Annotated in this window: 10 protein-coding genes and 1 pseudogene; 3 read left to right on the forward strand and 8 right to left on the reverse strand. The window is 40.9% G+C overall.

Annotation, left to right across the window (positions count from 1 at the left end; translation table 11 throughout):
- Positions 1-136 precede the first annotated feature (136 nt).
- Genes ftsY through HMPREF0848_RS05390 form a run of 3 tightly spaced genes read right to left on the reverse strand, consistent with a single transcriptional unit; the run spans position 137 to position 3,225 of the window.
- Positions 137-1,609, reverse strand: coding sequence for a signal recognition particle-docking protein FtsY (gene ftsY, locus HMPREF0848_RS05380; protein WP_008535153.1), 1,473 nt, complete (start codon positions 1,607-1,609; stop codon positions 137-139).
- A 10-nt stretch (positions 1,610-1,619) separates the two neighbouring features.
- Positions 1,620-2,438 (reverse strand): Cof-type HAD-IIB family hydrolase, encoded by an 819-nt coding sequence (locus tag HMPREF0848_RS05385; RefSeq protein WP_002889395.1) that lies wholly within the window; start codon positions 2,436-2,438, stop codon positions 1,620-1,622.
- A complete protein-coding gene (locus tag HMPREF0848_RS05390; protein ID WP_008535154.1) occupies positions 2,431-3,225 on the reverse strand; it encodes a Cof-type HAD-IIB family hydrolase in 795 nt (264 codons plus the stop codon). The genes HMPREF0848_RS05385 and HMPREF0848_RS05390 overlap by 8 nt, the downstream gene beginning before the upstream one ends.
- Before the next feature lie 182 nt (positions 3,226-3,407).
- Here HMPREF0848_RS05390 and HMPREF0848_RS05395 point away from each other — a divergent pair, with 182 nt between their 5' ends.
- Genes HMPREF0848_RS05395 through HMPREF0848_RS05405 form a run of 3 tightly spaced genes read left to right on the forward strand, consistent with a single transcriptional unit; the run spans position 3,408 to position 5,285 of the window.
- Entirely contained in the window at positions 3,408-3,785 is a 378-nt protein-coding gene (locus tag HMPREF0848_RS05395; RefSeq protein ID WP_008535155.1) for a GntR family transcriptional regulator, read from the forward strand.
- 4 nt (positions 3,786-3,789) lie between these two features.
- The gene (locus HMPREF0848_RS05400) at positions 3,790-4,488 is read left to right on the forward strand and encodes an ABC transporter ATP-binding protein (RefSeq protein ID WP_002889399.1); all 699 of its coding nucleotides are present in this window, start codon (positions 3,790-3,792) and stop codon (positions 4,486-4,488) included.
- Positions 4,489-4,499: 11 nt separating this feature from the next.
- A complete protein-coding gene (locus HMPREF0848_RS05405) occupies positions 4,500-5,285 on the forward strand; it encodes a hypothetical protein (protein ID WP_037608990.1) in 786 nt (261 codons plus the stop codon).
- Positions 5,286-5,336: 51 nt separating this feature from the next.
- Here HMPREF0848_RS05405 and HMPREF0848_RS05410 read toward each other — a convergent pair whose 3' ends face one another.
- From HMPREF0848_RS05410 to HMPREF0848_RS05430, 5 genes and pseudogenes are all read right to left on the reverse strand, one after another.
- Positions 5,337-6,266: an ATP-binding cassette domain-containing protein gene (locus tag HMPREF0848_RS05410; protein WP_021152348.1), complete on the reverse strand. Its 930-nt coding sequence runs from the start codon at positions 6,264-6,266 to the stop codon at positions 5,337-5,339.
- Positions 6,259-7,344 (reverse strand): ABC transporter ATP-binding protein, encoded by a 1,086-nt coding sequence (locus tag HMPREF0848_RS05415; RefSeq protein WP_008535158.1) that lies wholly within the window; start codon positions 7,342-7,344, stop codon positions 6,259-6,261. Before HMPREF0848_RS05415 ends, HMPREF0848_RS05410 begins: the two co-directional genes overlap by 8 nt.
- 9 nt (positions 7,345-7,353) lie before the next feature.
- Positions 7,354-8,280: an oligopeptide ABC transporter permease OppC gene (gene oppC / locus HMPREF0848_RS05420; protein ID WP_008535160.1), complete on the reverse strand. Its 927-nt coding sequence runs from the start codon at positions 8,278-8,280 to the stop codon at positions 7,354-7,356.
- Positions 8,280-9,773, reverse strand: a complete 1,494-nt coding sequence (locus tag HMPREF0848_RS05425) for an ABC transporter permease (RefSeq protein WP_002889404.1) — start codon at positions 9,771-9,773, stop codon at positions 8,280-8,282. The genes oppC and HMPREF0848_RS05425 overlap by 1 nt, the downstream gene beginning before the upstream one ends.
- A 534-nt stretch (positions 9,774-10,307) precedes the next feature.
- Positions 10,308-12,278: pseudogene (locus HMPREF0848_RS05430) on the reverse strand (peptide ABC transporter substrate-binding protein).
- Positions 12,279-12,368: the final 90 nt, after the last annotated feature.

The following is a 12,368-nucleotide window of genomic DNA, read 5'->3' on the forward strand; positions in this document are numbered from 1 at the left end:
TCCGTGACAGCTCACTCACCGGAGCATGCCTTTTACCTTACTATTCTACCAATAAAAGCGACTTTTTTCAAGGTGAGGGAACCATTAAAAAGAGTGAATCCTATTTTCCTAGCACTCACTCTTTTATTCTTATCTTTTAAACCAAGCCAGTCAAGAGACCTTGCATAAATTCTTCCGAATGGAATTCACCAATATCATCAATTTTTTCACCAAAACCAATCAATTTTACTGGGATATCCAATTCTTGGCGAATGGCTAGAACTACCCCACCCTTGGCACTACCGTCCAATTTAGTCAAGATAAGACCAGTCAAGGGTGTGATTTTTGAAAATTCCTTAGCCTGACTAAGCGCATTTTGACCTGTTGAAGCATCCAAAGCCAAGAGGGTTTCATGAGGAGCTTCTGGGACCACACGTTTGATAATACGGCCAATCTTTTCAAGCTCTGCCATGAGGTTGTCTTTATTTTGCAAGCGACCTGCCGTATCAATCATGAGAACATCAACGTCCTCAGCAAGAGCCTTTTCCATACCATCAAAGACTACTGAAGCAGGGTCAGCCTTCTCAGCGCCAGTCACAACTGGCACCTCTACACGACGTCCCCACTCGACCAACTGGGCAACTGCCCCTGCACGGAAGGTATCAGCAGCAACCAGCATGACTTTTTTACCTTCTTGTTTGTATTTGTGTGCCAACTTACCGATAGATGTCGTCTTACCTACACCATTGACCCCAACAAAAAGCATAACAGTCAAGCCATCCTGGAAGTTAATTTGCTCATTGTAAACATCGTCCTTCTCATAGATATCCACAAGCTTTTCGATAATCAAGCGCTGAAGATCCTCAGTCTTTTTGACATTTTCAAGGCGAGCTTCATAGCGTAAGTCTTCCGTTAATTGTGTCGCAACATTGACCCCAACGTCAGAGAGAATTAGCATTTCTTCCAATTCTTCGAAAAACTCTTCATCAACACGACGGAAATTAGCGAAAAATTCATTCAGACGGGCAGCAAAACCAGTACGAGTCTTTTTGAGTGTCCGATCATACTTTTCTTGTTCTGTTTCTACTTGAGAAGTAGCAACTTCTTCGGGTTTTTCCTCAACTTGACGGGTTTGAACCGCTTCAAAAGTAACTGTTTCACCTTTTTCGGCAGCAGCAGCTACTTGTGCTTTCTTGGCATAATAGTCAGCCATGACATCAGCAAAATGGTTATCCACAGCAGCTTGACTTTCTTCAGGCTCTTGACCTACTTCTGACTCACTAGAAGAAATACTATCCTCAGAAAAATCTTCAACCGTTTCTTCTTCAGATACTTCTTCGCTGTTCACGTCTACAGCGTCAGCCACTTCATCAACAGATTCTGTGGATAAAGCTTCTTCTGGATTTTCTGACTGACTTACCTGCTCAGTTTGACTCTCACTAGCTGACTCGCTTGTTGATAAATCTTGATGATCAAGGAACTCGACTTCTGAGTCAAAGTTTTGCAAGTCTTGATTGTCAAGAGACTCTGTTTCTGAAATGTCATCTGTTAAATCATTGCTGGCAACAGTTTCTGCAGCTTCCTGTGACTGTTCGTTTTTCTGTCCAAATAATCGATCAAATAGACCCATTTGGTTCTCCTTATTTCTCTAAAATATAGTTATGGATGGCCTCTGCCACACCAGATTCTTCATTCGTTTTGGTTGTTACAGCATCTGCGACAGCCTTGACTTTATCAACACCATTAGCCATAGCCACACCGAGACCAGCCCATTTCAACATGGTCAAATCGTTTTCCTCATCACCCATGGCCATGACTTGACTTTGGTCAATGCCCAGATAATCTGACAATAGTTTCAATCCCTCAGCCTTATGAACACCCTTAGGCATCACTTCAAGGATAATTTCTCGAGACTTAAAAACTTCAAAGTCTTCGGAAAGCTGTTTAGGCAATTTGGGAATTTGTGCATCCAAAAACGCCTCCTCACAGACCGTAACAATCTTATTATAGACGATATTCTTCGGAATGTCATCAATGCTATTCACATCAACAAAGGTCAGGGCTGGATTAGCCTGGCGGTAGAGAGAGTGGTTTCCTTTACTTGGCACACCATAGACGATGCCATCACTGAGAACATCCATGGGAAGTCCCAGAGGTTCAAAAGCAGCATAAACCTGCTCTATATCCTCTCGACTCATCTCCTTCTTTACGAGGATATCACCGTTATTGCGCTGAACCAAGCCACCATTAAAAGTCACGCTGTAATGCTTGTCGTCCAACAAGCCCAAATCTTTCAAAATATGGTCGATTGCAGGAAGAGGACGACCAGTCGTAATGACCACGTGAACCCCCTTAGCCTCTGCCGCTTTTAGAGCCTCTCTATTTTCAACAGTAACCTGCTTATCCTTGGTAAAAAGCGTCCCATCCAAATCCAAGGCCAGTAGTTTAATCTCAGACATCTGAACCTACCAACCCTTCCATATAGTCAAAGACGGCACCATCTTTATGGTGACCAATCACTTCATCAGCTACAGCCTTAATCTCATCACGCGCATTTCCCATCGCAATGGCACGACCCGCAAAGGTCAACATCTCTATATCATTGAGATTATCACCAAAAGCCACAACATCAGAAGCCTGACGCCCTAACTCTTGACAGAGATGGTAGAGGCCAAAGCCCTTATCCACACCCTTAAGAATAATATCCATAGAGTCAAAGCCAGTTGTCACAGCCGTCATATCCTCAAAAATCGTGTTGAGATAGTCACCACGCTCCATGATGGTATCCCCTTGGAACTTAGCCGTCACCTTAAAAATATCATCAGTCACTGATTCAAGGTCTGTCGCCACGACATTTTTATAATAACGTTCCATAGCCTTAAGATAGGCAGAGGCAGCGTCGTTAGGTGCGTAAGCTCCCTGACGCCCTGACAGGAGAATGCCTTCACAGGTTGGCAAGGCTAAAGTCGTGTCTGCAATTTCCAAATAATCTTTAGGTTCTAGCTTGGACTCAAACAAGACCTGACCCTTATACTGAACCAAGGCTCCGTTTTCCGCAATGATAGCAATACGGTCCACAAACCCGTCAAAAAGCTCCTCCAAGGCTAAAAGAGCCCGTCCAGAGGCAACTGTAAAAACATAGTCCTTGGCCTCACAAGCATCCAACAGGCTATCCAAACGTGCTTTATCATAAGTACCATGATGATCCAAAAAAGTACCATCCATATCTGTTGCTAAAATTTTCAAAATAATCTCCCTTCAGGTCGAATACACTTGCTCCTATTGTACCAAAAATAGAAACATAAGTTAGGGAAAAGCCACAGTTATGAGAGAAAATATAGTATTTCACTTGCAAATTATGTTTTTAAGTTGTATCATTACTGTAGTACAAAAATAATGTAATGATATTTCCTAGAAAGGAGTCTCTTATGGCTTGGACATTTGATGAAAAATCACCCATTTATCTTCAAATCGCCTATCGTGTCAAACTTAAAATTGCTTCTAAAGAATTAAGCATGGGGCAACAACTTTTACCCGTTCGAGAATTCGCTCAAGAAGCCGGTGTCAATCCAAACACTGTACAAAGGGCCTTCCAAGAACTGGAAAAAGAAGGTTTGGTTTACTCTGCCCGTACTTCTGGTCGCTTTGTCACCGAAGACGAGAAACTCATTAACCAAAAACGACACGAAATTGCTCAAAACCTGATTAAGAACTTTGTCACTGAAATGTCGGCTATTGGCTTCAGTTCACCTGAAATTAAAACCATTATCACCGACTACATTGAACAAAGAGGAAAGGAGTTATAGACTGATGACTGATATTGTAACTTTAACAAATCTCACCAAAACCTACAATGGTATTCCAGCCCTAAGAGATGTGACTATGACTATCCCTTCAGGAAAGATTGTTGGTCTCCTAGGACCAAATGGAAGTGGTAAAACGACCCTCATTAAGATTTTGAATGGCCTCCTTCAGCCAACTTCTGGTCTTGTAACGATTAACGGATTTGAGCCATCACCTATCACCAAGTCACAAGTGGCTTATCTGCCTGACACAACCTATTTAGATGAAAGTAAGACCATCCAATACTACTTGGACTTCTTCCAAGATTTCTATGCCGACTTTCGCTATCCTCTTGCCTTGCAACTTCTGGAGGATCTACACCTTCAACCTAATCTTCGTCTCAAAGACCTCTCAAAAGGAAACAAGGAAAAAGTTCAGTTGATTTTGGTTATGAGCCGAGAGGCCAAGCTCTATCTTCTTGATGAGCCTATTGGTGGCGTTGACCCTGCATCTCGTGACTATATCCTCAGGACCATCATCAACCAATACTCGGAAGAAGCTTCTGTTATCATCTCAACTCATTTGATTTCAGATGTTGAATCTATTTTAGACGAGGTTGTTTTCTTAAAGTACGGTCAGATTGAACTTCAAGGAGATGCCGATAATATCCGCCAAGCCCATGGCAAGTCTATTGACAAGCTCTTCAGAGAGATGTTCCACAACTAGGAGGTATGAGCATGTTTTGGAAATTAGTTAAGTATGAATTACAATCAGTCCGCAAGTGGTACCTTGGCATCTATGGGATTGCCATCCTACTGTCTATACCTTTGGGCTTAATGCTTCAAAAATTAATAGTCTCCTTTGAACATAGCCATAAGGAACCAAGCCTACTTTTTATGGCCTTCTTTACACTGATTGTTATTGCTACCATTGTTGTTTGGGGAACCATCTATATCGCAACTATTGTCCTCATCATCAAACGCTTTGCGACCAGCGTCTTTGGACGAGAAGGCTACCTAAGCAACACGCTTCCTGTTTCAGCGCACCAGCTTGTCTTGTCTAAACTCTTTGTAGCCTTTATTTTAGATACGATTTCATCTCTCGTTGTACTCGCTTCAATTGGCATTATAGCCGCTTTCAACCTTGATATGAAAGATATCCTCCTGACTACCAGCTACTTTGGTCAAATATTAAAAGAAATGGGGGCCCTCTACCTCTTCATCCCTGCTACAATTTTAGGAACAATTGCTGGTATTCTACTTTATTACCTCTGTATTAGTATCGGAAATCTCTTCAACACTAACAAAATTCTTATGGGGTTTGTCGCTTATTTCGCTATTCAGTCTATCCTATTCTTTATTGGTTTCTTCTTTGGATTTAGCGCTGCTTTGACTTCAAATATCACAAGTAATTCAATGAACAATTTGACATATATTTTGGGTATCATTCAGTCTATCATTATTATCGCTGCAAGCTACTTTGGTACCTACTATATCATGACCAAGCGCTTGAATTTAGACTAAAATAAAAACCGTGGTCCTTTTGGAACACGATTTTTTTTGCATTGAAAAGACTTATTTGCTTTGTTCTTTACGGTAAGTCTCGATTTCTGCCTTGTTACCCCAAACGAAGTGTCCTGGGCGTACTTCAGCCATTTCTGGTTTATCGACAGAATAGTCGTGTTGGTTTGGATCATAAACCTTCAAAACTTTCTTACGTTCCAAGATTGGGTCTGGAATAGGAACAGCAGACAAGAGTGACTTGGTGTAAGGGTGAATAGGATTGTTGTAGAGTTCTTCCGTTTCGGCAACTTCCACAATTGTTCCCTTATAGATAACAGCGATACGATCAGAAATGAAACGGACCACTGACAAGTCATGAGCAATAAAGAGGTAGGTCAATCCCAACTCTTTTTGGAATTTCTTAAGCAAGTTCAAGACTTGGGCACGGACTGACACGTCAAGGGCTGAAATCGGTTCATCGGCAATAACCAAATCAGGTTGCATAACCAAGGAACGCGCAATCCCGATACGTTGACGTTGTCCCCCAGAAAATTCGTGAGGATAACGTGTCAAGTGCTCTTCGAGAAGCCCTACTTCTTTGATGATTTCCTTGATTTTAGCCTTACGGTCTTCTTCATCCTTATAAAGATGGAAGTTATACAAACCCTCAGACAAGATATAGTCAACCGTCGCACGTTCATTCAAACTAGCTGCAGGGTCTTGGAAAATCATCTGAATACGACGGATAAGGTCATTTTTCTCAGAGTGAGATAAATGTCCATTGATTTTCTTACCGTCAAATATAATGTCGCCATTACTGGTATCATTTAGACCAATAATGGCACGCCCGATAGTCGTTTTACCACTACCAGACTCACCAACGAGGGAAAAGGTTTCACCCTTGTTGATGAAAAAATTAGCATTGTGGACCGCAACGAATTTCTTGCTTCCCTCACCGAAGGAAATTTCCACATCTTTTACTTCAACTAACTTCTCAGGCATTGCCTTCCTCCTCATCTTCTAAATGTGCAAATCCCATATTGGCACGGATTTTTTCATGTAGATTTTGGATGACCTCAGGTTTTTCAACTTTTGGCGCATCCTCATGTAAGAGCCAGGTCTTAGCCCAGTGAGTATCAGAAACTTGGAATTGTGGCGCTTTTTCCTCAAAGTCAATTTGCATAGCATAGTCTGAACGCAAGGCAAAGGCATCTCCAACTACAGGTGTATAAAGTGATGGCGGTGTTCCTGGAATTGAGAAGAGTTCACCCTTATCAGCAGCCAACTGTGGCAAGCTTGACAGCAAGCTCCAAGTATAGGGATGGCAAGGTTCATAGAAAATTTCCTCAACCGTAGCAAACTCAATGATTTCTCCAGCATACATAACCGCAACCTTATCAGCAATACTGGCTACGACACCAAGGTCATGGGTAATGAAAATGACCGAGAAACCATACTCCTCTTTGAGTGATTTCAAGAGGTCAATGATTTGAGCCTGAATAGTCACGTCAAGAGCCGTTGTTGGCTCGTCACAGATAAGAATATCAGGACGACAAGCTAGGGCAATGGCAATAACGATACGTTGACGCATCCCACCAGAATATTGGAAAGGATATTCATTGAAACGTTCCTCCGCATCAGGAATACCGACCTTGTCCATATAGTCAATGGCCATTTTCTTAGCTTCCTTAGGCGATTTACCTTGGTGCTTGACAATGACTTCAACAATTTGACTACCGATAGTCTTAATAGGGTCCAGACTGGTCATAGGATCCTGGAAGATTGTTGCAATCTTAGCTCCACGAATTGGTGCCCAACCTTGGTGACTCTTAAGTTTTGTTAAATCTTGACCACGATAATTAATAGATCCACTGGCTACACGGCCATTTTCTTCAAGCATCCCTGTGAAAGTTTTAGTCAAGACTGATTTACCTGAACCAGACTCACCAACCAAGGCCAAAACCTCACCTTCAACCAAATCAAGGGAAACCCCTCGAATAGCTGTCAAAACACGGTCACGAACGTCAAATTCCACGACGATATCGCGAGCCGATAATATTACATTTTTATTTTCTGTCATATTGGACTCCTATCTATGCGTACGTGGGTCACTAGCATCCGCTAAGTTTTGACCAACAATAAAGAGGGCAAGAGAAACGAGAATCAAGGTTGTCAATGGAATCCAGAAAAGATAAGCATTGACCGTAACGTTCTGAGCATAGTCTGAAATCAAACGACCTAGACTAGGTGTTGTAACGGGAAGTCCCAAACCGAAGTAGGAAAGGAAAGCTTCGTAAGAGATAAATCCTGGCAAAAGCTGACTCGCCATGGTCACGATAACTGACACAAGTTGTGGCATGATATTTTTAACCACAATCTTTGCCGTTGGTGTTCCCAGTGTACGGGAAGCCAAGTTGTACTCCAAATCACGGTAACGCATGATTTGAATACGGATACTGTAGGCAATTCCAATCCAACCTGTCACAGTCATGGCAAAAATCATATTCCAGAAACCAGCACCCAATGAATAAGTCAAGACAATAACCACAAGGAGGTCAGGAATATTTGAGATGATGTTGTAGATTTCCATCATAACCATATCGAAGGTCTTAGAAATCCCCCAAACAGCACCCACAAGCAAACCAATGACAACATTAAGGAAGGTAGCGATAACAGCGATAAGGATTGAATTACGAGCTCCAAACCAAACACTGTCAAATAGAGACTTACCATTACTATCGGTACCAAACCAATATTGAGCATTTGGGTGAACATAACGCAAACTGAAATCATTAACTTTTGAGACATCATTGAAATCAAATTTTGAAAACATCGGGTAAATAAAACTCATCAAAACAATGGCAATCAAGATACCCAACATGACTACTGTTGATTTCTTTTTAAGGAACTGACGCATCACCGATTTCCAATAAGAATAAGCCGGTGCATCAATTGTTTCAGAGGCAAAATCATCGCGCTTTACAAATTGGAACTTACTTTTATCAATTGAAGCCATTATTTACCTCCTTTAGATGTCAATTTGATACGTGGGTCAATCACTGTCATAAGGATATCACCCACAAGCAATGAGAAGATGGTGAGAGCTGTGAAAATAAACACGAGACCCACAACCATAGCATTATTTGAAGCACGAACAGAGTCAATCAACATTTTACCCATACCAGGATAGGCAAAAATAGTTTCTGTCAAGGTAGCTCCGGTGATAACACTTACGATAGATGCTGGAATTCCTGAAACCAAGGATACCATCGCATTTTTGAAAATGTGTTTGTTTGAAATTTCTTTTTCTGACAACCCTTTGGCGCGTGCAAAACGAACAAAGTCTTGAGATTGTAAATCAATCATATAACGACGAATCCAAATGGCAAGCCCTGGTGTTGACAAGAGACCAAGAATAACAGATGGCAAGACATAAGAACGCCAGTCACCTGCACCCAAGATTGGGAAGGAATCCGGAAGACCAATTTCAGAACCAATCAATCGAATGATATAAACCAAGGCAATAGTTGGTAGAGAAAGCAAGAAGGTCAGAATACCTGTTGACACACTATCAAAGAGGGTGTTCTTTAAGCGGGCCATGTATGACCCTAATGGAATCGCCAATGCATAAGACAAGACCAAGCCAATCAATCCAGCAATAGCAGAGCTTGTCACCATTGATGGATACTGGTAATGACTTTTCGTTGCTGTATAAGGATCATTGCCAAACAAAGAACGGTCTCTTTCGTCAGCCTGACTTGGTGATTTATAGGTACGAGAGTAAATATCCACTGAAGATGGCTTTTTACCCGTTGGGAAATTCACATCAGTTGTTAAGGTTTGTCCTTGGCCCTGCGTAATGACATCAAGGACACCCTGATCAGCATAGGTTGGGTAAGACGTACCAAGGTTCATCTTCACGAAGTTTTGGTGAACAAATGGGAACTGACCATTAAAGTAAAGCAGATATTTATGCTTAGTCCCTGAACCAACCACTGACCAACCAATAGCCGGATCATTTTCAATTCGAATGTAACGTTTCAAGTTTGGATTTGTTTTATCTTTCACCCATCCAGTATTGTCAAATTCAAAGAGGTGCTTATAGAAGCCAAATACACGTTCAAGTACTGGCACATCACGTGTCGCATAAAATTGCTTACTTTCCTTAAACTGCTGCAAATGCCAGCCACGTCCCAAACTATCCACATATTTTTGGTAGATAGCCTTATTGGCCTTGGTTGGTTTAGTCGTTACAGACTTATCAAGCGAGCTTGCTTTTTCCTGCAATTCCTTGGTGTCATAGTAATCAATATAACCCATTCGCTCATAGATTGTATTTTCATAGTTAGCCTTCGAATCGGCTGTCTTTGCAATCTTGTTGTAGTTAGGGTCCTGTCTGAAAATCAGACGCCTCGGCACCATGGTATAAATAATGGTGTAGGTCAAGGCCGTCACGACAAATATTGACAATAGAGAACGAAGGGTTCTCAATAAAATGTATTTTTTCATGTCTCTTCCTTTAACTCCAAAAGAACTTTCCCAATCAAATGAGAAAGTTCTATCGTCCTTTTATTTAACGTCATTCTCATGATTTTTTGAGCGTGTTCGTTGGACTTAGACTTTTCTTTAAACCAGTTTTCACGGGCTGTATCATCATTTTTCTTATGACAACAGCTTTTGAAGATTCAAGATGCGTAAACATCTGTCAGAACCCTCAGCTCCTACTTGAATAGTCACCTGAGTCTGTTATCAATCAAGCATGCGTTGGTACGACACTCTGATTAACCAAAGTTACCTGAGGATGACCTCACCACAGCCTTGCTTGTCTTTTTGTTTAACATCGTAACGCACTATCTTCTTTTTTTCATAAGCATTCTCCAAAAAATCATAGTCATATCACCATTATACCATAAAAATCGAAATAACAGCAATTTTCAGAATATTTTGTCTTATGCCTTCTTTCTCACAATTGATAGCTACTTTCAAAAGCATTTTGATAAATTTTTGGCCAAAAGAAAAAGGCTTACGCCTCTTTCCATGGCATTATTTAACGTGTTTGGCAAGATCTTTTTGAGCCTTGTCGTTAGACACTTTCTTTTCTTTGAGCCATTTTTCACGACTTTGTTCAAATTCTTTCTTAGTAACTACTTTTTCTTGTGGTTTAACATATTTGAAGTAGTCACCTGAACTCTTATCACCCACTTGAGTATATGAACCTGTAAATGGTGTCAAACGTGAGACAACTGGAGCTGCACCGTTACCAACCGTCAAAGGAATGACAAGTGAACTATCTTCTAACCAAGCTTGAGCTTGAGCATAACGATCATAACGTACATTGAGATCTGTTGTTTCAGAATCTGCTGAGTCAAGCAAGGCATCATAATCTTTAAGTCCTACTTGAGCTGCTGCCGCATTATTTGGGTTATCATATCCCATGAAGGTCTTAGTGTTTTCATTTGATGTTGTCTTAAAGATATTAAGATAAGTTGATGGGTCTTGATAGTCTGGACTCCAAACAACACCATTTGAAATATCCCAATCTTCTGCAGCCGCATTTGGCGCATTAAGGGTTGCATTTTACATATCATCAGATGACAATTGGTTGATATCAATCACCACATTGTCACTTCCCAATGATTTTTCAATGGTTTGTTTCAAAGATTGCGCTTGAGAAACATTAAGTTTAGAACTTTGGTCAACTGGAAGGTCCAAGTGGATTGGGAATTGAACACCTTCTCCTTGGAGAGCTTCTTTAGCCTTACTAAACTCAGTTTTAGCTTTTTCAGCATTGTAGAGACCATCTTGACCATCAGCAAAGTTGACGCCTGACCACTCGTCACCATATGAACTCATCTTTTCAGTAACAAGATCTCCAAAGGTCTTATTACCTGCACTAACGAAGTCAGAAGGAACAAAGAGATTTCGAATAGCTTTAGCTGCTCCCTCTTTACCATTGACTTGTGATTGATATACCGTACGGTCAATAGCGAAGTTAATTGATTGACGGAAGTCTTTATTCAAAAGAGCTTTTTTCGTAGAGGTCTTTTCAGCGTCAGTCTTTTTAGCAGTGTATTTGTAACTTTGACGGTCAATATTGACACTCATAGCTGACGTTGACGCACCAGCTGCTGTATAGTAGATATTATCTTTATATTTCTTTTCGACAGATGCATAGTTAGAGCTCATTGGGTAGACACGAGCAATACTATAAGCACCATCAGTGAAACTACGTTCCAAAGATTCTGGATCAGAACCATCATCATAGGTCAATTTGATAGCATCAAAGTGAACGTTCTTCTTATCCCAGTAGTTTTCATTCTTAGTCAACTCGATTGATGATTTAGCTGTCAAAGATTTGAGAAGGAATGGACCGTTGTATAGGATAGAGGTTGGGTCTGTTGACTTACCGAAATCTTTTCCTTTAGTCTTAAGGAAGTCTGCATTGACTGGGAAAAGCAAACCATAAGTTGTCTTAGAGTTCCAGTATGGCTCTGGTCGTTTAAGTGTATATTGCAAGGTATGGTCGTCAATTGCCTTAACTCCAACCTTTGAGAAATCTTTATTGGCACCTGATAGGTAGTCAGACAAACCAGCAATAGAATCTTGAACCAAATAGAGAGCGCCAGCTTTTGAGTCTGCCGCATGCTTAAGACCTGTTACAAAGTCCTTGGCCGTAACGTCAGCGTACTCTTCACCATCAGAGGTATACCATTTAACCCCTTTACGGATTTTATAAGTGTAGGTTAGACCATCTTGAGAGACAGACCAATCTTCAGCCACTGAAGGTACAAGATTACCATATTTATCTGTTTCCATAAGACCATCAACACCATTTGTCACAGCAGTTGTTGTAGGTCCTGTATTTGAGGTAATGTAATCCAAAGTTTCAGGATCTGAACTGTAAACGTAACCATAAGTAGTACCACTGGTACTAGACTTAGATGAACAAGCCGCCAAAATACCAACACTAAGGACGGCAACGCCTGCTAAGGCTAACCATTTACTTTTTTTCATAAGATTTCTCCAAAACATAAAATTTTTTACAGCTTCATTATAGCATAAATAATCAAAAAGAACAGTTATTATTAGAATCTTTTGTACAAT

This window comes from Streptococcus sp. C150 (assembly GCF_000187445.1).
Classification (GTDB): Bacteria; Bacillota; Bacilli; order Lactobacillales; family Streptococcaceae; genus Streptococcus; species Streptococcus raffinosi.